The sequence below is a fragment of the Haladaptatus paucihalophilus DX253 genome, assembly GCF_000376445.1.
GTDB classification, from domain to species: domain Archaea; phylum Halobacteriota; class Halobacteria; order Halobacteriales; family Haladaptataceae; genus Haladaptatus; species Haladaptatus paucihalophilus.
This window is the reverse complement of the sequence record NZ_AQXI01000001.1, coordinates 822920-842852: the sequence shown is the minus strand read 5'-3', so window position 1 is coordinate 842852 and position 19933 is coordinate 822920. Positions and strand designations below refer to the sequence as shown.

At 63.1% G+C, this 19933-nt stretch carries 20 protein-coding genes and 1 pseudogene; 13 read left to right on the top strand and 8 right to left on the bottom strand.

What is annotated here, in order from left to right; all coding sequences use genetic code 11:
- Nucleotides 1-109 precede the first annotated feature (109 nt).
- The gene (locus tag B208_RS0104780; protein ID WP_018128734.1) at nt 110-388 is read right to left on the bottom strand and encodes a helix-turn-helix transcriptional regulator; all 279 of its coding nucleotides are present in this window, start codon (nt 386-388) and stop codon (nt 110-112) included.
- Between the two features lie 83 nt (nt 389-471).
- Here B208_RS0104780 and B208_RS0104775 point away from each other — a divergent pair, with 83 nt between their 5' ends.
- The 8 genes and pseudogenes from B208_RS0104775 (at nt 472) to B208_RS0104740 (ending at nt 8122) form a co-directional block, all read left to right on the top strand.
- Nucleotides 472-735: a DUF7111 family protein gene (locus tag B208_RS0104775; RefSeq protein WP_007977300.1), complete on the top strand. Its 264-nt coding sequence runs from the start codon at nt 472-474 to the stop codon at nt 733-735.
- Between the two features lie 134 nt (nt 736-869).
- The gene (gene dacZ, locus B208_RS0104770; protein ID WP_007977298.1) at nt 870-1682 is read left to right on the top strand and encodes a diadenylate cyclase DacZ; all 813 of its coding nucleotides are present in this window, start codon (nt 870-872) and stop codon (nt 1680-1682) included.
- Nucleotides 1683-2459, top strand: coding sequence for a mechanosensitive ion channel family protein (locus B208_RS0104765; protein WP_018128733.1), 777 nt, complete (start codon nt 1683-1685; stop codon nt 2457-2459).
- 125 nt (nt 2460-2584) lie between these two features.
- Complete coding sequence (locus tag B208_RS0104760; protein WP_018128732.1) at nt 2585-3538, top strand: polymer-forming cytoskeletal protein; 954 nt, start codon at nt 2585-2587, stop codon at nt 3536-3538.
- A gap of 170 nt (nt 3539-3708) precedes the next feature.
- Nucleotides 3709-4558, top strand: a pseudogene (locus tag B208_RS0104755) (electron transfer flavoprotein subunit beta/FixA family protein).
- Between the two features lie 2 nt (nt 4559-4560).
- Nucleotides 4561-6057: an electron transfer flavoprotein subunit alpha/FixB family protein gene (locus B208_RS0104750; RefSeq protein WP_018128731.1), complete on the top strand. Its 1497-nt coding sequence runs from the start codon at nt 4561-4563 to the stop codon at nt 6055-6057.
- 3 nt (nt 6058-6060) lie between these two features.
- Entirely contained in the window at nt 6061-7734 is a 1674-nt protein-coding gene (locus tag B208_RS0104745) for an FAD-dependent monooxygenase (RefSeq protein ID WP_007977286.1), read from the top strand.
- Nucleotides 7735-7741: 7 nt separating this feature from the next.
- The gene (locus B208_RS0104740) at nt 7742-8122 is read left to right on the top strand and encodes a hypothetical protein (RefSeq protein WP_018128730.1); all 381 of its coding nucleotides are present in this window, start codon (nt 7742-7744) and stop codon (nt 8120-8122) included.
- On the opposite strand, the gene B208_RS0104735 is transcribed toward B208_RS0104740, so the two are convergent.
- Nucleotides 8119-8514, bottom strand: coding sequence for a DUF2267 domain-containing protein (locus tag B208_RS0104735; protein WP_007977282.1), 396 nt, complete (start codon nt 8512-8514; stop codon nt 8119-8121). The genes B208_RS0104740 and B208_RS0104735 overlap by 4 nt on opposite strands.
- A 130-nt stretch (nt 8515-8644) precedes the next feature.
- Here B208_RS0104735 and B208_RS0104730 point away from each other — a divergent pair, with 130 nt between their 5' ends.
- Both B208_RS0104730 and B208_RS0104725 read left to right on the top strand, forming a co-directional pair.
- Complete coding sequence (locus B208_RS0104730) at nt 8645-9376, top strand: GNAT family N-acetyltransferase (RefSeq protein WP_007980494.1); 732 nt, start codon at nt 8645-8647, stop codon at nt 9374-9376.
- A gap of 422 nt (nt 9377-9798) precedes the next feature.
- Complete coding sequence (locus B208_RS0104725; RefSeq protein ID WP_007980492.1) at nt 9799-10773, top strand: deoxyhypusine synthase; 975 nt, start codon at nt 9799-9801, stop codon at nt 10771-10773.
- On the opposite strand, the gene B208_RS25020 is transcribed toward B208_RS0104725, so the two are convergent.
- The gene (locus B208_RS25020) at nt 10760-10858 is read right to left on the bottom strand and encodes a dodecin domain-containing protein (protein WP_018128728.1); all 99 of its coding nucleotides are present in this window, start codon (nt 10856-10858) and stop codon (nt 10760-10762) included. The two genes, B208_RS0104725 and B208_RS25020, sit on opposite strands and share 14 nt — an antisense overlap.
- A 305-nt stretch (nt 10859-11163) precedes the next feature.
- On the opposite strand from B208_RS25020, the gene B208_RS0104715 reads away from it, so the two are divergent.
- Nucleotides 11164-12345: a redox-regulated ATPase YchF gene (locus B208_RS0104715; protein WP_007980491.1), complete on the top strand. Its 1182-nt coding sequence runs from the start codon at nt 11164-11166 to the stop codon at nt 12343-12345.
- 54 nt (nt 12346-12399) lie between these two features.
- On the opposite strand, the gene B208_RS0104710 is transcribed toward B208_RS0104715, so the two are convergent.
- Nucleotides 12400-13668, bottom strand: a complete 1269-nt coding sequence (locus tag B208_RS0104710; protein ID WP_007980489.1) for a heme-copper oxidase family protein — start codon at nt 13666-13668, stop codon at nt 12400-12402.
- Between the two features lie 131 nt (nt 13669-13799).
- Here B208_RS0104710 and B208_RS0104705 point away from each other — a divergent pair, with 131 nt between their 5' ends.
- Both B208_RS0104705 and B208_RS0104700 read left to right on the top strand, forming a co-directional pair.
- The gene (locus B208_RS0104705) at nt 13800-14468 is read left to right on the top strand and encodes a helix-turn-helix domain-containing protein (RefSeq protein WP_073096549.1); all 669 of its coding nucleotides are present in this window, start codon (nt 13800-13802) and stop codon (nt 14466-14468) included.
- Nucleotides 14469-14581: 113 nt separating this feature from the next.
- The gene (locus B208_RS0104700) at nt 14582-14935 is read left to right on the top strand and encodes a dihydroneopterin aldolase family protein (RefSeq protein WP_073096552.1); all 354 of its coding nucleotides are present in this window, start codon (nt 14582-14584) and stop codon (nt 14933-14935) included.
- Nucleotides 14936-15024: 89 nt separating this feature from the next.
- Here B208_RS0104700 and B208_RS0104690 read toward each other — a convergent pair whose 3' ends face one another.
- From B208_RS0104690 to B208_RS0104675, 4 genes are all read right to left on the bottom strand, one after another.
- Nucleotides 15025-16377: a lysine N(6)-hydroxylase/L-ornithine N(5)-oxygenase family protein gene (locus B208_RS0104690; protein WP_007980484.1), complete on the bottom strand. Its 1353-nt coding sequence runs from the start codon at nt 16375-16377 to the stop codon at nt 15025-15027.
- Nucleotides 16378-16490: 113 nt separating this feature from the next.
- The gene (locus B208_RS0104685) at nt 16491-17684 is read right to left on the bottom strand and encodes an amino acid kinase family protein (protein ID WP_007980476.1); all 1194 of its coding nucleotides are present in this window, start codon (nt 17682-17684) and stop codon (nt 16491-16493) included.
- 150 nt (nt 17685-17834) lie between these two features.
- Complete coding sequence (locus B208_RS0104680; RefSeq protein ID WP_007980475.1) at nt 17835-18431, bottom strand: anthranilate synthase component II; 597 nt, start codon at nt 18429-18431, stop codon at nt 17835-17837.
- The gene (locus B208_RS0104675; protein WP_007980473.1) at nt 18428-19912 is read right to left on the bottom strand and encodes an anthranilate synthase component I family protein; all 1485 of its coding nucleotides are present in this window, start codon (nt 19910-19912) and stop codon (nt 18428-18430) included. Before B208_RS0104675 ends, B208_RS0104680 begins: the two co-directional genes overlap by 4 nt.
- Nucleotides 19913-19933: the final 21 nt, after the last annotated feature.

The following is a 19933-nucleotide window of genomic DNA, read 5'->3' as shown; positions in this document are numbered from 1 at the left end:
CGGAAGCGGTGTTCGGGTACGGAGACGACGTTCGAACGTTTTGCGCCCATGGGTACGTCCGCTACCGATTCCACTCCGTTCGACTCCCGTCCGTTCCCCCTACCGCCCGTCACTCCTCGACTTTCTCGCGCATCCACTCGAACTGCTCGCGGAGTCTCGCTTCTCCGACGTCCGTCAGCGAGAACACGTCGTACAGCCCCTCGACGCGCTTTTCGACGTGGCCGCTCTCGACGAGTCTGTCGAGGGTGGCGTAGTAACGCTTGGGGTCGAGCTGTTTGTCGTAGTGCGATTCGAGCCGGGTCTTCAGCTTCTGGCCGCGGAGTTCCCCGGCCTCGGCGAGGAGGATACACATGTCCCGACGGGTGCCGCTCTGGTGCCAGCGAGTCATGTGCGGGTGTGGGGCGGCGGGACTCACGTGGTTTTCGGGTTGGAACCGATAGCTTCGACTGTACCCCCTCCGAAGCGCCGTTCATGACCGCTTCGGACGACATCACGGCACGATACTTCGAAACAGATCACGAACGCGTCCTCGAATTCGACCGGAAGGGACGAACCGCGGCCGTCGCCCAGAACCGCGAAGGGTACGGAATGCTGAAAGTCCGGGAGACGGCGGACAGTCCGGAACTCGAACGGTACTACGGATTCGACATGGCGCTCGACCACGCGGCGGAACTGCTCGGCGTCCGACCGAACGACTTGCCGGTTCCCGACCGCGCATCCGACATGGGTATGTAAGTGTTCGAACACGGATTGGGTCAAAATCGGACTAACATCTCCATTCAACGATGAGAGACAGGTCCGCAAAAAGAGATTTCTGGTGACATATACCCCCACAAACCTTTTCTTCGGTGATTGAGTGCCCTTCTGTAATGGCTACCCTGAGCGAACTTCTGGAGGACCTCGTCGGTGGTGTCGACGCAGTGTTTCTCTTCTCCCCGAGCGGGTCGTACTACGAACGGTTCGCGGACTTGAACGACACCGACGTGGTGGTCGTCGCGCCGGACAACAACGTCGGCGCGGACAACTTCGTGGAACTCCCGCTGGAGTTCGAGAGCGTCAAAGACCGCATCCGATTCGGCATCGAAGGGGCGATAGACCACGGACTCGCGGAGGACGGTGACGAACTGACGTGCATCGCGAACATGTTCGGCGACGGGATCGATACCGTCACCCGCGTCAGGGCCGACGAGGACGTTCACTCGGGAATCTACGACCTGTTCGCCAATTCGCGGGCCGACCCCGGCGTCATCCGCGACGTGTTCGAAGTCGCCATCGAACTCGGAAAGAAGGGACAGAAGGGCAAACCCGTCGGCGCGCTGTTCGTCGTCGGCGACGCGGGCAAGGTGATGAACAAGTCCCGTCCGCTGTCGTACAACCCCTTCGAGAAGAGTCACGTCCACGTCGGCGACCCCATCGTGAACGTCATGCTGAAGGAGTTCTCTCGCCTCGATGGCGCGTTCGTCATCTCCGACTCGGGGAAGATAGTCTCGGCGTACCGCTACCTCGAACCGTCCGCGGAGGGCGTGGACATCCCGAAAGGTCTCGGCGCACGGCACATGGCCGGCGGTGCCATCACCCGCGATACGAACGCGACGGCCATCGTCCTCTCGGAGAGTGATGGACTCGTCAGGGCGTTCAAGGGCGGTGAAATCATCCTCGAACTCGACCCGGAGGCGTACTAGATGGCGGCGGACTGGCAGGTACTCCTCCAACAGGAGTACCGCATCGTCCTCGCACTCCTCATCCTCATCGCGGGCGGCATCGCGGGATATCTGCTCGGCCGGTTGAACATGCGCATCCTCAAGGCCGCCGGCCTCCCCGAGGTCGTCGAGGGAACGCCGTTCGAACGCACCGCCCGAAGCCTCGGAACCACGACGGTCTCGCTCATCGCGCGTCTCACCTCGTGGTTCATCTACGGCGTCACGATTCTCCTCGCGCTCAACACGGCCGAACTGCCGCTGAGCACGCAACTGTTCTGGCAGATCATCCTCTTTACACCGCAGTTGTTCGTCGCGGCGCTCGTGTTCATCGTCGGGTTCGTCGTCGCGGACAAGGCGGAACTGCTGGTGAGCGAACGCCTCCGGAGCGTCAAGCTCCCGGAAGTCAACGTCATCCCCCGAATCGTCAAATACAGCATCGTCTACATCGCGTCGCTCATCGCGCTGAGCCAAATCGGTATCGCGGTGCTCACGTTGCTGGTGCTGTTCGGCGCGTACGACCTCGCCGCCATCGTCTTCGGCGCGGTCGCGTTCTGGGACTTGCTCCGCTCCTCGGCGGCGGGCATCTACCTCCTGCTCAACCAACCGTACGGCATCGGGGACGAGATTCGCGTCGCGGGCAATCAAGGAATCGTCCAGGAGGTGGATATGTTCGTCACGCACATCGAGAACGACGGCGAGGAGTTCATCATCCCGAACCATCTCGTCTTCCGGAAGGGCGCGGTTCGGCTCCGGAACTAGCGGGTTCGCGGTCAAGGTGGCGGTCGCGGTCACGCGGCCGATTTTCGACCGATGGCTGAAACGTGGCAGACGAACGTCTGACGGTCTCGGGAGGTTTTATTACGAGCGACTTGCTGGTAGGATGTGTGCCGCTCCGTTCCGACCCACTGGATGAACTCTCGATTCCCGACGGGACGACCGTCGAAGAACACGACCTCGTGACCGACGGGGACATCATCGTCGGTGCACAGACGAGCGGCGCGTTCGGCGTTCACGGGAACAACGTCATCGCGGGCGAACGGGCGACTTTCGGCGGACACATCGAGGCCGAATCGGACTGCCGCCTCGACCTCTGGTGCGACGTGAATGGCGACGTGCTCGTCGGACAGGACGCCTATTTGGGCGAGCGCGTCCACGTCACGGGGCAACTGATGGTCAGCGGCGACCTCGACATCGGCGACGACGTACAGATCGACGAAGGCTTCGAAGCCAACGGGTGGATCGTCATCCGCAACCCGATGCCGACCGTCGTCTTCCTCTTCGTCTACCTCTCACAGCTTCTCCGACTCGGCGAGGAGGAAGCCGCCCAAGGCATCATCGACGAGATGGTGGACGAGAGCGAGGCGGAACCGGTGACGATTCCCCGAAGCGGCCACGTCAGCGACGACGCGTGGCGCGTCTCGACGCCCGCGACGGTCGGCGACGACTGTCGCCTTCACGGCAACATCCGGGCGGAGGAGATTACGGTCGGTGCGGGCAACGAGGTCTTCGGGAGCCTTCGAGCGCGCGGCGACATCGTGGTCGGCGAGCGAACGCGGATTCACGGCGACGTGACGACCCGCAGCGGGACCGTCGTCCTCGAAGACGGTGCGGAGGTGCTCGGCGACGTCTCGTGTACCGACCTCGAATTCCACGAGAACGCGACCGCCGACGGGACCATGCGCGCCCGCGGCGAGATGACGATGGTGCGAGCCGACACGCGAAAATCGACCGACGAGGAGAGGGCGAAATCCGAGAATACCGACGAGGACGCTTCGGAAGCGGTCGAGACGACGCATCGGGACCGAAGCGGGTCCGACGGCCCGGCCCCACAAGCCTGAGTGCTGATACCTTTTCGCCGTCGTTTCCGCTGAGCACGAGCCATCAACAGACGATTGTCCCGCGGCCGTATGTCAGATTTTTGTTGACTCTCCGACAGTATAATAACGACTGGCGCAATTGGTAATGATTGACGTATGCATACTAAATACACTCACGGTAGGAGGTACCGATGCACTCGGTCGTGTTGACCAAGGGCGTCCCGGACTTCCGCGAGGGGCAGGTGTCGTTCGACGAGGACGGCCACCTCGAACGTGGGAAAACCCCGACGGTGATGAACCCGAACGACCGGTTCGCACTGAACGCCGCCCTCCAGACGAAGGTGAAACACGGCGGGCACGTGAGCGCGATGAGCATGGGACCGCCCGGTTACGGCAACGTGCTGGGCGAGGCGATGGAGGTGTACGCCGACGACCTCTACCTGCTTTCCGACCGTGCGATGGCCGCCGCCGACACGTGGGCGACGGCGATCACGCTCTCGGCGGGAATCGAGAAGATCGGCGACCCCGACCTCGTGTTCGCGGGCTTCAAGACGGCGGATGGGGAGACGGGCCAGACCGGTCCCCAGACGGCGTGGTGTCTCGACTATCCCATCATCACGCACGTCATCGCGTTGGAGGTGGACGAGGACGAGGGACGCGTCCGCGCCAAGCGACTCGTCGAGGGCGACGTGGACGAAATCGAGACGGTCGAATCCCCGCTCCCGGCGTTCATCGTCACCGACCCCGAGTACGAGGCGAGCTATCGGACGGCCAGACACCGCCTCCGGCGAAAACAGCTGAAAGCCGAGACGGCGGATCGCGCCGAGGAGTACGAGGAGCACCTCACGACGTGGGACCACGAGGACCTGAATCTCGACCCCGACTACATCGGGGCTGGACACGTCGCCGACCATCGAGACCTCGGTGGACCCGATTCCGAAGGCACCGGCCGAGCGCGAAGCGACGATGGCGACGTTGGACGACGAGGAGGCGATGGCGGACGTGCTCGAAACGATGCGACCATTCGCGGCGGGTGACTGATAATGACCGACACCGACCCCGGCGACCGAACCGTCGAGGAGATAGAAGACGACGTACGCACCATCGAAGACCCCGGCGCGCTGTCCGACCTCCTCACGGCCGAGGAGGAAGGAAAGGACCGCAAGACGGCCAAAGAAGCGATTCAGGCGCGAATCAACGAGGTGCGGGAAGCGACCGACGGCGGCGAGGATACGGTCGATGCGGACGAGGGCGATGGTACGGGCGACGCGGACGACGCAGAAACCGAGGGTGAGTACGAGGCGACGGAAGAAGACGTTCAAGACCCGGACGAAGGGGAGGCGACTCTCGACAAGAAACACGTCCGGGCGCTCGAAAACGGCGTCTACCAGGACATGTGGGTGTACTGCGAGACGCAGGGCGGCGAACTTCTCGACGTGTCCAAGGAGATGCTCGGCAAAGCGCGCGAGCTGATGGACGGCTACGCCGAGGACTACGGTGACGAAGAACGGGTCGTCGCAGTCCTCGTCGGCGACGACATGGAAGAACTCGCAGAGGAGTGTATCACCCTCGGCGCGGACGTGGCGGTCTATCACGACGACGAACGATTAGCACGGTTCCGCCACAAGCCGTACACCGAAATCGTGGCGGACATGGCGCGAACGAAGGCCGACTGGAAGGACTACGACAAGCCGCGATACTTCCTCTTCCCGGCGACGAACAACGGGCGCGACCTCTCGGCGCAGGTACAGGGCGAACTCGACTCCGGGCTGGCGAGCGACTGTTCCGGCCTGACCATCACGGACGAACTCATCTCGAACCCGGTGAAGACCGGCGAACCCGGCGAGAAGGTGGAGTTCGAGCGCATTCTCCACATGCAACGCCCGGACTTCTCCGGCTTCGAGTACTCGACTATCCTCTGTATCGACAACCCGGACCGGGAGTTCCACCCGCAGGGCTGTTCGGTGATTCCGGGCAGCTTCGACGCGATGGCACCCGACGGGGACCGGGAAGGCGAGGTCATCGCACACGACATCGACCTCCCGGACGACTGGTTCCGCGTGGCGGTCACCGAGTGGGACACGCTGGACACCGGCGTCGATTTGACCGGACGAGAGGTCATCGTCGCCATCGGTCGCGGCATCGGCGACGACCCGACGAAGGGTATCGAACTCGCGGTGGACCTCGTGGACGCTTTCGACGACGCGGACCTCGGGCTGTCCCGCGGCATCGTGACGGCCTCCTACAACGTCGAGGGACACGTCGAACGGTACGTCACCGAGGAGCGCCAAATCGGCGAGACGGGACAGATAGTCCAGCCGCCGCTCTACATCGCGGCGGGTATCAGCGGCGCGATTCAGCACAAGGTGGGGATGGACGAGTCGGAAACCATTGTCGCCATCAACACCGACCGGGAGTCGGACATCCGGGACTTCAGCGACTTCTTCATCGAGGGCGACCTGTTCGACGTGCTTCCCCGCCTGACGGACGCGATAGAGGCGGGCGAACTGGATGCGGTCGTAGCGGAGGACGATGACTGAACGATGAGTGAGGAATACGAACATTACGAAGCCGTCGTGGTCGGTGCCGGTCCCGGCGGGGCCGCCGCCGCCGCGACGCTCGCACGCAACGGAATCGAAACGCTCGTCCTCGAACGCGGTGTCGAGGCCGGGTCGAAGAACGTCTCGGGCGGCCTCATCTACGCCGAGGAGTCGGCCCCCTACACCATCGACTCGCTGTTCCCCGACTTCCGCGAGGAGGCGGCGGAACGGCCGATTACGGACTACCACATCCACAACGTGGCGGGCGACAAGGTGAAATCGTTCGACATCACCCGACTCCACGACCACGACACGGAGTGGTGTGACGCGGTTCTCCGGCGCGAGATGGACTCGTGGCTGGCCGACCGAGTTCACGAGATGACCCACGAGACGGGCGGCGGATTGCTGACCGGCGTCCGGGTGAACGGCCTGCTCCGCGAGCGGGGCAAAATCGTCGGCGTCACGTGCGACGAACTCGACCCCATCAAAGCCGACTTCATCGTCGCGGCGGACGGCGTGAACAGCGAACTCGCCCGGCAAGCGGGACTGATGAACTGGGACGAACCGGACGAGTGGTTCCAAGGCGTCAAGGCCGTCATCGACATGCCCGAGGACGTCATCGACGAGCGGTTCGACGTCGGTCCGAACACGGGCGCGGCACATCTCTTCTCGGGCGACCTGTTTGACGGCGTTCGGGGAGGCGGCTTCCTCTACACGAACGAGGAGACGCTCTCCATCGGGTCCGTCTTCCACCTCGACAGCCTCGTCGCGGAGGAGGCGGAACCGCACCAACTGCTCGACAACCTGCTCACGCACCCGCTGCTCGCCCAGTGGTTGAACGGCCAGTACGACGAAGTGGAGTACTCCGCGAAACTCGTTCCCGATTCGAAGAAGGTAGCACATCCGGCACCGCACCGCGGGCGACTCGTCCTCGTCGGCGACGCTGGCGGGCAGATGCAGGCGCAAGGCCCCATCATCAAGGGCATGAACCACGCCGTGACCGCCGGGGCGCTCGCCGCCGAGGCCTTCGCTGAATCGCGGATGCGCGGCAACCCCGAGAAGGCCGGACGTCTCTACGAGAAGAAACTCGAAGACGAGGGCGTGATGGGCAAGCTCCGTCCGACCCAGTACCGGGCGACGCGCGGCGTCGCCGAGAACGACCGGGTGAGCGAACTCGTGGACGGCGTGCTCTCCTCGTCGCTCGGCCGCGCGGTGCTCAGTTCCGGCGTGATGTCGGGGCAACTCGAACGCCTGTACAGTTCGCCGTATCTCTCCTCGATGATTCCCGACACGCGGACGCCGTACGTCACGCTGCCGACGGTCATCGCGGAGGAGTTGGGAACCGAAATCACGGACGAAAACGAGGTCGAACCTAAGAGCCTCGCCGACCGCATCGGCGACCTGACCTACGACACCGACGTGGGCAACCCGCACATCAGACTGCGCGACAACTCTTACGAGGCCAGTGGTGCGGCGGTGTCGGCCTGTCCGGTCAGCGCGAAGGACTTCGGCGGCGGCTGTTACCGCGAGGAGACGGTCCGGGAGAACGGCAACGAGGAAAAGATCGTCAGCCTCGACACGCAACCCTGCGTCGAGTGCGGGACGTGTGCGCTCGTCGCCGATACAGAATGGGAACACCCGCGCGGCGGCAAGGGCGTCGAGTTCCGAGAGGGATAACGAGCGAATGAGCGAGTACCGCGTCCGAATCGCGTCCCTCGCGGAACGGGCGCGGAACGAGCGCGAATCGTTCGACGCGCCGGATACCTTCCCGGACGAGGAGCGGTCGGTGTCGTACCTCCGGGAGGGCGTCGGTGACGTCGTTTCCGTGTACATCGACGGTCGGACCGGCGAGTTCGCGCGGTTCGACGCGGACGAGATGGAACGGATGGAACGGGCGCTCAACGACTGGCTGGCGCTGTACGCACGCTGTTACGGTCGCGAGATAGAAACGGAGTTCACGGTGCGCGAGGTCGCGGAACTGGTGATACAGACTCACGACCTCCGCGACACGGTGCAGTTGCTGACGCGCGTTCCCGACCCGGAAACGCGGCGCGCCCGGCGTTAGTCGAACGCGTTTTCGTTTCCGACGAGTTCGAAGAGCGGGTCGTACTCCGCGGGCAGTTGCCCGCGAATCTGTTCGAATTCGCCTTCGGGAACGACCTCTTCGACGAGCGACATCACGCCCTGCGCGTGAAAGAGCGATTTCTGTCGGTCGATGGTCTCGCGCTCGGCGACGCGGTCGACGAACTCGTCGAAGTGGAACCGCTGGCCGGACTCCGCCTGCAGGAGATACCAGTCTATCTCCATCGGGAGCGGCCCCGCGAGGTCTTTGGCTTCGCCTTCCTGCAATCGCTCGCCGAGCGTCGTCAGCGTGGCCCGAATCGCTCGCACCGCCTGTCCCTGTTTACCCAACTGGAGTCGATGCTGTACCTGTCCGATGAAATCGCTGTAATCCATGCTTCCCCCCAGCGTCACCACGACGCCATGCTACAAGAATCGAGCGGCGGTTCTCACGGTCGCCGGGACTTCCCAGTACGGCGTCAAATCCATCGTTAAAAATAAGTATAGATAGATGGTAACAGTCCTCATGGAGTTCTCCGAGAAACTGGAGTTCGGCCACGAGGACCGCCGACGAATTTACGAGTACGTCGAACGCCACGGACGGGCGAACGCGAACGAGGTGCAGGACTCGCTCCGCATCGACCCGAGCGGGTTCCGTCATCACGTCGCCATCCTTCGTCGGGATGGCTACCTCTCGGAGGACGAGGACATACTCTCCGTCGCGCTGGAAACCGGCGCGGAAGAGGAGTTCGACGTGGACGACGTGGAGTTCATCATCCGCCCCGCGCGGCAGGAGGACCTCTCCGGCATCATCGGCGCGATTCGACAGGTCGCCCAGGAGGGGTCGTACATCGTCGCGGAAACGGTCGCCGACGAAATCGACCATCAGGAGGCCTTACTCCGGCACAACGACCTCGAATCCCGGATGTTCTTCGTCGCAACCGTCAACGACGAAGTGGTCGGGTGGGTCCACCTCAACGCGCCCGAACTCGATAAACTCAGCCACACCGCCGAGTTGACCGTCGGCGTGCTGGACGAGTATCAGGGCCACGGCATCGGCAGCCACCTCCTCGAACGCGGACTGGAGTGGGCGGGCGCGAACGGCTACGAAAAAGTGTACCAGAGCGCGCCCTCGACCAACCAGAACGCCATCGACTTCCTCGAAGCCCACGGCTGGGAAACCGAGGCCGTGCGGAAGAACCACTACAAGATAGACGGCGAGTACGTGGACGAAGTGATGATGGCCGTGAAACTGTAAGTTCGGGAGTCAGAGAGACGGGCGACATCGACTGCTTGCTTTTTGGATGGTTTTGCACGACACCGGGATTCGGGAATCGATGTGGACAGGAGCGAGAGTCGCTTTAGATTGTTTCGAGAATCCCGTGGAGGTCTGGTTGGCATCTCGTAGAGAACTTCCTGTACTCTCGTAGAAAGCTGCTTCGTGAGCAACGACCGACCGGCAATGAAACCGCACCTCACCCTCCCCAGCCACCTCGGTCGCTTGCTCGCGGCTAAACCGCGAGCATGAGAGCCACGCAGTGGCTCTCACCGCGTCCTCGTCCCTCGCGCGTTTCTCGCGCGCCGAACAGACGTAAGCCGACACTAGCATCTTCTACTTGTCCGCCGACACGCCGTCGCCAAATCTGAACACTCATTTTCGCGCGGTGATGAAAACGAACCATGAGCGACGAAAGTCACGAACACGTCGTCCCCGGAAGCGAGGAGGAACTCGATTCCGAGGACGTTGCGGGCTACGATTTCAGGGGCGATTTCGACTTCTTCGACATGCTGTCGTCGTACGAGACGACCGGGTTTCAGGCGACCCACCTCTCCGAGGCGATCGAACTGATTCGCGCGATGCGCGAGGAGGGCGCGGAGATATACCTCACCTTCACCTCGAACATCGTTTCTTCGGGGCTTCGGGAGACGCTCGCCTACCTCGCCCGCGAGGACCTCGTGGACGTGATGATAACCACCTCCGGGTCGATAACGGAGGATGTCATCAAGACCGAAAAGCCGTTCAAGATGGGCGAGTGGGACGTGGACGAGGCCGAGATGCGCGAGCAGGGCATCAACCGCCTCGGCAACATCTTCGTCCCCTCCGACCGCTACGTCTGGTTGGAGTCCTACCTCAACGACTTCTTCGAGGACTTCTTCGCCGAGGAGAAAATCCGCACGCCGATGGAGTTCTCCCGCGAACTCGGCGAGACGCTGGACGACGAGGATTCCATCCTCTCGAACGCCGCGGACAACGACATCCCCATCTTCTGTCCCGCCCTGACCGACGCGGAGGTCGGCAACTTCCTCTACTACTACCGACAGGGATACGACTCGGACATCGGCATCGAAATCGTGGACGACTACGACAGCCTCATCGAGCAGGGACTGCTCGCGGACAAGACGGGCCTCATCGTCCTCGGCGGCGGCGTCCCCAAGCACCACGCCATCATGACCAACCTCTTCCGCGGCGGCGCGGACTACGCCGTCTACGTCTCGACCGGCATGGAGGGCGACGGGTCGCTCTCCGGTGCCCCGCCGCACGAGGCCGTCTCGTGGGGTAAAATCAAACAGGAGGCGAAAAACTACGTGCAGGTCGAGGCCGAAGCGACGCTGGTGGTTCCCATGCTGGTCGCGGGCGGGTTTAAAGTGGAGTAGCCGCGTTCTCAAACGCTTCTTTGGCCGCGTCCTCCCACGACACCGCCGAGATTCCGAGCACTTCGATGACGTTCACCGCTGCCATGGCACGCGCCCGACGCCGTGGTCGAGATAGCTGATTGCGGCTAGATAGAAATGGCCAGACATGGTTCGTAGACGGTTGATTCGTTGCACGTGGAGATTCGCTTGAGAAGGGATACGAGAACGCTTCGTGAACAACTACTGGCGGCATACGACCGCACCTCGTCTTCCCCAGCCTCCTCGCGCGAACTGTGGCGGGGGCTTTCGAAGCGGTCTGCTTCTCGGCAACTGAAATCACAAAATCACCGAATACCTCTTCCCGTTGCAAAAATCGAAACACAATTCCGACCCTCTGTGGTACCATCAATCATGATTTCTATCGCGCTGGCGGGCAAACCGAACGCCGGGAAGTCCACCTTCTACAAGGCCGCCACGATGGCCGACGTGGACGTGGCGAACTACCCGTTCACGACCATCGACGCGAATCGCGGCGTGAGCTACGTCCGCACCGACTGCCCCTGTCTCGAACGCGACGAGCGCTGTGGCAACGACAACTGTCACGACGGCAAGCGCTACGTTCCCATCGAACTGCTAGACGTGGCCGGACTCGTGCCGGGGGCACACGAGGGCAGGGGACTGGGCAACCAGTTCCTCGACGCGCTGACCAACGCCGACGCCATCGTCAACGTCGTGGACGCCTCCGGGGGGACGAACGAGGAGGGTGAACCCGTCGAAGTCGGGAGCTACGACCCGGTGGAGGAGGTCGATTTCATCGAGGAGGAGATGGACCAGTGGCTGACCGGCATCATCGACCGCAACTGGGAGGGCGTGGTGCGCCAATCGCGCTCGCCCGGGTTCGACATCGACGAGGCACTGGCGGACATGCTGACGGGGTTCGGCGCGACGGAACACGACGTGACGGCGAGCCTCCGCGGCTTGGAGTACCCGAGCGACCCGCAGAAGTGGACGGACGAGCACCGCGAGGAACTGGCCCGCGACATCCGCGCGCGGACCAAGCCCATCATCCTCGTGGCGAACAAGGCCGACGTCGCGCCCGAGGAGAACATCGAGCGACTCCGCGAGACGGGGAAGATGGTCATCCCCGCGACGGCGGAGGGCGAACTCGCGCTCCGGCAGGGTGTGGAGGCGGGCGTCGTGGATTACGACCCCGGGGACGACGACTTCGAGGTGGTCGGCGACCTGAGCGACCAACAGCGGGCCGGACTCGAACGAATCCGCGACGTCATGCAGGAGTGGGGCGGCACGGGCGTCCAGGGAAGTCTCGACGCCGCCGCCTACGACCTGCTCGACCGTATCACGGCCTATCCCGTTCAGAACGAATCGAAGTGGACGGACGGACAGGGCAACGTCCTCCCCGATGCCTTCCTCCTGCAGCGCGGTTCGACGCCCCGCGACCTCGCCTACGCGGTCCACAGCGACATCGGCGACGGCTACCTCCACGCGGTGAACGCCAAAACGAAGCGCGACATCAGCGACGACTACGAACTCGAAGAGGGCGACGTGATAAAGATAGTCAGCACGGCGAAGTAGTTCGACGGGAGTCGCCGCGAGGGAGGAGAGTCAGGGAACGGGTCGCGGGCGGGTTCAATCGGCGGCGGACTCCCCCGTCGAGCGAGGACGCTCGGACACGTTTCCGCCGCGCCCGGAATCGGCGACCAGCGCCGTCCACAGTTCTCGGAGGAAGACGCCCCACGCGAGCGCGACGAGCGAGAACCCGCCGAGCGTGAGCGCGTCGGCGATACCCGAAAACGGCGGCAGCGCGGTCAGCCAGATGGCAACCATCCCGACGTTCAGGCTGCCGAGTTCGACCCACGACGGAGAAATCGCCCGTTCGGCCGCCGCTTCGAGGTCGAAGGACCACGGTCGCCCGTCGGTCGAGGCGGCGGCGACCGGAAGGAACGCCATCGCCAACTGGAGCATCCACCCGAACACCAATCCGTTGATGGCGGCGGTTTCGATGGGGGCACCCGGGACGACGGTCGGAAACAACAGCACCAGCGGCGCGAACGGGACCGGGACGACGAGCCAGAGGTACGCCCCGAGCACGTGGCCGATGCGAGCGTCCGGGCGGCACCCGCTCGCCCGTCTCGTGCCGACGACGTTCACGAGGAGCGCGACGGTCCCGACGACGTACACCGACAAGCCGCCGAACGTCAGGGCGTGGAACGCCAGCCACGGACCGGAGACGAGACCGATTGCGCCGAGCGTCAGCCCCCAGTAGGTGACGGGAACGAGCGTCGGATAGCGGAGGGTCGTGCCGTCCAGCGCGGGGACGAGGTGTAACAGGGTCCCGGCGGCGACGAGAGCGAGAAAGCCCCACACGTTCGCGTGGACGTGCGCCTCGATGGAGCCGAAGTAGCCGCCCGGGCCGTGAACGTCGAGCAACATCCCGAACGCCATGGAGACGCCGACGACGAGGAACCACGGAGCCGTCCGGTAGAACCGCCCCAGCCGACCGCGCGGACGGGACGAAAGGCGGAATACCGTGACCGTGAGCGAGACCAGCGCGAGCAGCACGAAACTCCCGCCGACGACGGCGGTTGTCGTCGAACCGGCCGCCATCCCGACGAGGAGGGTCGGAAATCCGACGTTCAACAGCAGCCACTGACGCCAGCGCGAGGCGTTCGTCGGGCGCGATTCCGTGGCCCCGACCGACGCGAGCAGCGACGGGAGGAGTCCGAACAGCGCCTGTGTCATCGCGCCGATGGTGACGAAGTGAATCAACAGCCACCGGAGTCTGGGAAGTGTTTCGGTGAGTCCCATCCCCGTCGTCAGCCGTCCGAGCAACGCCAGAAGGCCGACGGAGAGATAGAGACTCGCCATCGTGAGGAACGGATCGATTCGTTTTTGCATAGTTCTCCGTGCAGTCGCTACGCCGCGTGCTCCGGTATGGCTTGGCGCGAACCGGTCAGCGTCGTACGAACATGTTCGCACTACCGGTTTCCTTTCCGGCGCACCTCGTGTCCACCACCGACCGATTTCGTATGCCACACACCAAACTCATCGTAACGATACCGGAAGAGACGTGGATACACGGCGTTTCGACCGCACACCCGGACATCGAATTTACGGTCGTCGCCACGCTCGCGGGGGAGACGACGGGTATCGCCCTCCTCGAATGCACCGCTTCCAACGGGTCCGAGGTACTCGTCGATATCGAGCGGCGGGAGGACGTAACCGACCTCGACCTGCTCTGGACGCACGACGACGAACTGTTGTTGCAGGTCGAAACGGAAGCCCCCGTGCTTCTGACGCCGGTGTGGCGGACGGGTGTGCTTCCGCAAACGCCGTTCGTGGTTCGGGACGGCGAGGTCACGTGGGAACTGACGACGACTTCCGGTCGGTTGTCCCGCCTCGGCGACCGTCTCGCTGACGCCGAGATTCGGTTCGACATCGAATACGTCCGCACCTTCGGCACCGACTTTGCGAGCCATCTCCTCACCGACCGACAGCGACAACTCGTCCTCGCCGCCTTCGAACGCGGCTATTACGCGACGCCGCGAACGGCGACGCTCACCGAGGTCGCCGAATCGGTCGGCATCTCGAAAGCGACCGCGAGCGACACCCTCCACCGCGCGGAGGGACGCATCATCGACTGGTTCATCGGCGAACACGTCACGAATCACAGCGGGGCCGATCGGCCTCTCGACTAGTCCCTCCCGACCGTTCGCCGATTTCACGGCGTTTCGCTCGATGCCGCGGCCGCACCGTATTTATTTTCCGTCCGAACCGAAGCTGTTTATTCTCCGCGAGGCGAGTGTCGAACGTGACTCCTTCAGAGCGTGAGCGAGCCTGTTTCGAGGCGGGTGTGGAAGTCGGAGCGTTGTATCACCAGTTCGTCGGGACGCCGGTCGGTCCGGAAACCACCACGTCGCTCGAACGAGCCATCGAGGACGCCGGTGAGAACCGACCGGATTGCGGGTCGATTACGGTCGATATCCGCGACGACGAGCTGCTGGACGCCATCGAACACGACAACGGGTACACCGCGCTGGACGGCTCCCTGCTAGCGGTCGAGATGACGGTCCGTCGCGGGGAGACGACCGTCGATGCGACCATCGGGACGGCGGACGACGATTCGCTGCTGCGCATCGTCGATATCGAATCCGATCATCGGTAAAAAACGCGCGTGCCGGTTCGGTCGGCGTCGCGCCGATGTCGGTCGAACCACCGGATAATCGGTCGAACCACCGGACAGTCGAGCCGGTATCAGTCGGTCGAAAACGCCACTTTCTCTATCAGTTCGCTGTTCGGCGACTCCTCGACGAACTGCTCCACTCCGAAGCTCTGGAAGCGCGAGCCGTTCTCGACCGAGTATACTTCTTCCCCGACGATGCTGTTGATGATGACCGCGTTTCGATGCGAACAGAGCGACAGGTCGGCGACGTTGAACCCGTGGGCGTCCATCCCATCGTTCTGGACGAACAGTCGGCCCGCCAGCCCGTTCGTCTCGACTTCGAAATCGCGGTCGATGGAGAACCGCCCGTCCGCGTCCACCAACGCGTCCTCGACGGGTTCGAGGAAGGAAGGGACCGGACGATGGTAGCCGGTCGCTAGAATCACGACTTCGCTGTCGTGTCGGAACAGGCGATCTTCCTCCCACTGGTGACATCGAAGACGATACCGACCCTTGGACTGCGACTCGATGCTCTGTACCGCCGTCTTCGATAGCATGCCGACATCGACGTCGTTCCGTATCGAACGGCGGTAGAGCGTATCGAAGATTGCGGCGCTGGTACCCGGGGAGATTCCCTTGTACAACAGGTCCTGTTGGGCAACCCGCCCGTCGCTCACCTCTCGGGGGAGGTCGTAGAAGTAGTCCATGTAGTCGGGCGTTCGAAGTTCGCGGGTGAGCTTCGACGGGTCCACCGGATAGAACCCGTCCGAACGCGTCAGCCAATCGAGTCGGTAGCCGTGTTCCTCCTGTGCGCGCAACAGACTCAGGAAGATCTCGGCCGAACTCTGGCCGGACCCGACGACGGTGATGGAGTCGGCTTCGAGACAGTCCGCCCGCCGCGAGAGGAACTGCGAGGAGTGAAACACGTCTTCGCCGAGTTTCCCGGAGAGTTCGTCGGGAACGTACGGGCGGGAACCGACGCCGAGGACGATGTTGTCGGCGCGGTACTCGTGTCGTTCTCCCGTCTCCGGGTTTCTCGCCCGAACGATGAACGCGCCGTCGTCACCCTCGGAAACGGTAGTGACTTCCCGGTCGAAACGACAGTTTTCGAGCCGCTCCGACACCCAGCGACAGTACTCGTTGTACTCCTTTCGGGGGATGTTGAACTGCTCGTAGTTGAAGAACTCCCAATACCGGTCCTTCGTCTTCAGATAGTTCAAAAAGCTGTATTGGCTCGTCGGGTCCACCGGACTGACCAAATCCCCGGTAAAGGAGTTCTGCAGGTCCGTTCCCGGGATGAGCATGTCCCGATGCCAATCGAACTCCGTATCCCGCTCCAAGAAACGCGTTTTCAGACGTCGACCGGCGTCGTCGATGAGGGCAGCGAGACTGAGGTTGAGCGGCCCGATTCCAACCCCGATAACGTCGAAACTATCGGCAGCCATTGGCTAATATAAATAATTAGCAAGATATAAAATCAATGGTTTTTTAAAAAGATATAATTGGTGGGAAAAATGATGGCGGTCGTCGGCGCTCGACCTCTCTACGCGAACGTCGTTCATCCACGCGTTCTCGCGCTTTGGAGCAGGTCCTCGACGTGGTGACGGTCGTCCCAGTCCAGATACACCGTCATCGAAGTCGTCCCGATTTCGGCGTCGAATATCTCGATGGACGAATCCAACAGCGATGTCGCAACCCGCCGAACGGTGTCGAACGCAGCTCCGCGTTCGCCATCGACGACGTGAACGGCCGCGACGGTCTCCCTCGTCGAAACGCTCGAAAGGCCGTCGTGTTCCGTCACGAGACGGTGGACGGACTCGACCGCATCGTGCAGGTCGTCCCGACGAACGTAGCACGTGACCGAATCCATATCCGCGAACGCATTTTTGACCGCGATTCCGGCCGTCGAGAGCGTTTCGACGAGCGGTCCGTCGACCCGCGACCCCGACCGCGAAACGGTCCTGGATACGGTGATTCCGGCGAACGGCACATCGCGGACGTTCAACACGGTCTCGAACTCGCCGTAGATGTCGGTTCCGTCGGCGAGTACGTCGTCGTGTTCGTAATGGACGACGCTGAGCTCGGTCGTCTCGGTCTTGTATTCGAGGGCTGCCGGTGCGACGACCTCCGCACTGCAGGTGGCCAAATCTCGGACCTCTCCGACCGAGATTTCGTCGATCCGTTTCGTCCCGTCAACGGCCTTCGGATCGCCGGTGCGTATCCCGCGAACGTCGGTGACGAGGACGACTTTGTCCGCGTTCATGACGTTGCCGAGCAACGTCGCGGTCGTATCGCTTCCGCCCCTGTTCAGCGTCCGAACGTTCCCCTCGTCGTCCTCCGCGAGAAATCCCGTCACGACCGGGACGCACCCGTCCACCCGTTCGGGGAGCCGTTCTACGCCTCGTTTCGTTCGTTCGATGTCGATGCCGTCCCCGTCGTCCGGACGGACGAATATCGGCCAGTCGTCGTCCCCCGGTTCGACGAACGTGGCGTCCACGCCCGCCGCTGTGAGGTGCGATTTGAGCATCCGAACGCTAGTCCGCTCCCCCATGCTGACGACCTCGGCGCGGTCGAGGTTCGACGAGTCGGGGGGCAAGCCGTTCAGGAGTTCGTCTGTCGTGTTCCCCATCGCGCTCGCGACGACGACGACCTCGTGTCCCGCTTCGACCAATCCGGCGACCGTCTTCGTAGCCCGGTCGATGCGACGTCGATTAGCGAGGCTCGTCCCGCCGAATTTCACCACTAGCTTCATTGTTCGTCGTTCATGAATTCGTCTTCTCGGAACTCGGTTGGCGTTGCCCTGTCGGTTTCCGGCCGTTCGTGGACGCGACGGATGGCCGTTCGCTTCCGGCGGACTTCTGCCGGTCGCCTTCGAACGGTTCTCGCGGAAACCGCTTCCGCCCTACACGTCGGGGAAGGAATCCGTCCGACACTTTCGACAGAACGTTCGTATCAGTCGCTTCCCCGGCGGGGTCAGAACGCTCTCGGGATGGTACTGGATTCCGATGTGGGGTTTCGACTCGTGGCGGACGCTCATCACGACGCGCTCGTCTTCGTCTCCCTTGGTGTTTCCCGTCACCCGGAGCGAATCCGGGAGCGTCCCGCTCTGGACCGCGAGGGAGTGATATCGACCGACACGGAAGGGACTCGGCACGCCCTCGTAGATTCCCTTTCCGTCGTGGTTGATCTCCGACGATTTGCCGTGCACGACTTCCGGGGCGTGTCCGACCGTCGCCCCCTCCGCCGCACACAGCGCCTGATGGCCCAGACAGACGCCGAGTGCCGGTATCCGCGTCTCCTCGAAGATCGGGATGGAAACGCCCGCTTCTTGCGGCGTTCCGGGACCCGGGGACACGACGATTCCGTCGGGGTCGAGTTCGCGGATTTCATCGATGGTTATCGCGTCGTTCCTGCGGACGACGATTTCTTCGGCGAACTCGCCGATGTACTGCACGAGGTTGTACGCGAACGAGTCGTAGTTGTCTATCACCAGAATCATCGGGCGTCACCCACTTCGAGTTCGAGGTCCGCGTCGTCGTCGAGCGCGTCGCTGACGGCGTTGATGAGCGCGCGTCCCTTGTCGAGCGTCTCGTAAAACTCCGCGACCGGCTCCGAATCGTGAACGATACCCGCCCCGACGCGGAGGTAGTACCGCCCCGACGTCCGAACGAGCGTCCGAATCGTCATGTTCAGCGTCGCTCGGTCGTCGAACCCGAGCACGCCGATAGCGCCGGTGTACGGTCCGCGGCGGGTGAACTCCACCTCGTCGATGATCTCCATCGTTCGCGGCTTCGGTGCGCCCGTGATGGTCCCGCCGGGGAAGACGGCGGCGATGGAGTCGGGAATCGATTGGTCGTCTCGCCGGACTCCCTCGACCACCGACACCGTGTGCATTACTTCCGAATAGCGGTCGATGCGCCTGAAATCCGTCACCTCCACGCTCCCGTACTCGGCGACTTTCCCGAGGTCGTTTCGCTCGAGGTCGACGAGCATGGTGTGTTCCGCGTGTTCCTTCTCGTTCGCTAGCAGGTCCGATTCGAGTTCCTCGTCCTCCTCCGTCGTTTCCCCGCGCGGTCGCGTTCCCGCGATGGGTTCCGTGACGAGACGACGACCCTCACAATCCAAGAGCAACTCCGGACTCGTGCTGACCAGATCGACACCGGGGAATTCCAAAATTCCGGAGTACGGTGCGGGATTCACTTCCCTGAGCGCGCCGAAGACGTCCGTGGGATGGACCGCGGCGGGTGCGGAGAGCCGCTGGGAGATGTTCGCTTGGAAGGTGTCTCCGTCTCGAATGTACCGTTTCACGGTCCGAATCCGGTCGCTGTACTCTTCCTGCCCGACCTCGTTTCGGAACGATATCGGTCCATCGACGGGCGGGTGCTCGACCGACGGGTCGCCGTCTCGAATCCGCCCCACGTGCGCTTCGAGTCGGCTTCGGGCGTCGGCGTACACCGACGCGAAATCGTCGTCGGGGGCGACCCGCGGACAGCACGTGATTCGAAGTTCCGTCCCGTCGCCATCCCGCGGCTCTTTCCACGCGGAAACCAAATCGTACACGCCGAACTGGAGGCGGGGGAGCGACCTGTCGTCGTCCGTGGTGTCCGGGAGATCCTCCAACTCCCGTGCGATGTCGTACGACAGCCACCCGAACGCGCCACACGGATACGGGACGTCGCAGTCGCCGCGGACCAATCGCTCTCCGTTCAACAACTCCTCCAGTCGCTCGAAGCTGTCCGGTTCGTCGTCGGATTTCGTGAGCCAGTAGGCCGGTTCGATACCGAAATATCCCCATCCGTCCTGACCGCCGGTGGTCTCCAGATAGGCACCCTCCGAATCGAACCGCGCCTTTCGGTACGCGGTGTAGGGGTCGTCGACGGTTATTCGCACTTCGACCGGGATTCGAGCGTCTCCCTCCAAGCCGCTCGCGACCGATTCGAACTCGTCCTTCCGGGTAATTACAGATATTTCATCGACCATTTAGTAATTGCACCAATGAAC

Bases quoted from the DNA above. Each gene is read 5' to 3' on its own strand.
- B208_RS0104780 (WP_018128734.1), bottom strand. From the start codon at position 388: ATGACTCGCTGGCACCAGAGCGGCACCCGTCGGGACATGTGTATCCTC.
- B208_RS0104775 (WP_007977300.1), top strand. From the start codon at position 472: ATGACCGCTTCGGACGACATCACGGCACGATACTTCGAAACAGATCAC.
- dacZ (WP_007977298.1), top strand. From the start codon at position 870: ATGGCTACCCTGAGCGAACTTCTGGAGGACCTCGTCGGTGGTGTCGAC.
- B208_RS0104765 (WP_018128733.1), top strand. From the start codon at position 1,683: ATGGCGGCGGACTGGCAGGTACTCCTCCAACAGGAGTACCGCATCGTC.
- B208_RS0104750 (WP_018128731.1), top strand. From the start codon at position 4,561: ATGACCGACACCGACCCCGGCGACCGAACCGTCGAGGAGATAGAAGAC.
- B208_RS0104745 (WP_007977286.1), top strand. From the start codon at position 6,061: ATGAGTGAGGAATACGAACATTACGAAGCCGTCGTGGTCGGTGCCGGT.
- B208_RS0104740 (WP_018128730.1), top strand. From the start codon at position 7,742: ATGAGCGAGTACCGCGTCCGAATCGCGTCCCTCGCGGAACGGGCGCGG.
- B208_RS0104735 (WP_007977282.1), bottom strand. From the start codon at position 8,514: ATGGATTACAGCGATTTCATCGGACAGGTACAGCATCGACTCCAGTTG.
- B208_RS0104730 (WP_007980494.1), top strand. From the start codon at position 8,645: ATGGAGTTCTCCGAGAAACTGGAGTTCGGCCACGAGGACCGCCGACGA.
- B208_RS0104725 (WP_007980492.1), top strand. From the start codon at position 9,799: ATGAGCGACGAAAGTCACGAACACGTCGTCCCCGGAAGCGAGGAGGAA.
- B208_RS25020 (WP_018128728.1), bottom strand. From the start codon at position 10,858: ATGGCAGCGGTGAACGTCATCGAAGTGCTCGGAATCTCGGCGGTGTCG.
- B208_RS0104715 (WP_007980491.1), top strand. From the start codon at position 11,164: ATGATTTCTATCGCGCTGGCGGGCAAACCGAACGCCGGGAAGTCCACC.
- B208_RS0104710 (WP_007980489.1), bottom strand. From the start codon at position 13,668: ATGCAAAAACGAATCGATCCGTTCCTCACGATGGCGAGTCTCTATCTC.
- B208_RS0104705 (WP_073096549.1), top strand. From the start codon at position 13,800: ATGCCACACACCAAACTCATCGTAACGATACCGGAAGAGACGTGGATA.
- B208_RS0104690 (WP_007980484.1), bottom strand. From the start codon at position 16,377: ATGGCTGCCGATAGTTTCGACGTTATCGGGGTTGGAATCGGGCCGCTC.
- B208_RS0104685 (WP_007980476.1), bottom strand. From the start codon at position 17,684: ATGAAGCTAGTGGTGAAATTCGGCGGGACGAGCCTCGCTAATCGACGT.
- B208_RS0104680 (WP_007980475.1), bottom strand. From the start codon at position 18,431: ATGATTCTGGTGATAGACAACTACGACTCGTTCGCGTACAACCTCGTG.
- B208_RS0104675 (WP_007980473.1), bottom strand. From the start codon at position 19,912: ATGGTCGATGAAATATCTGTAATTACCCGGAAGGACGAGTTCGAATCG.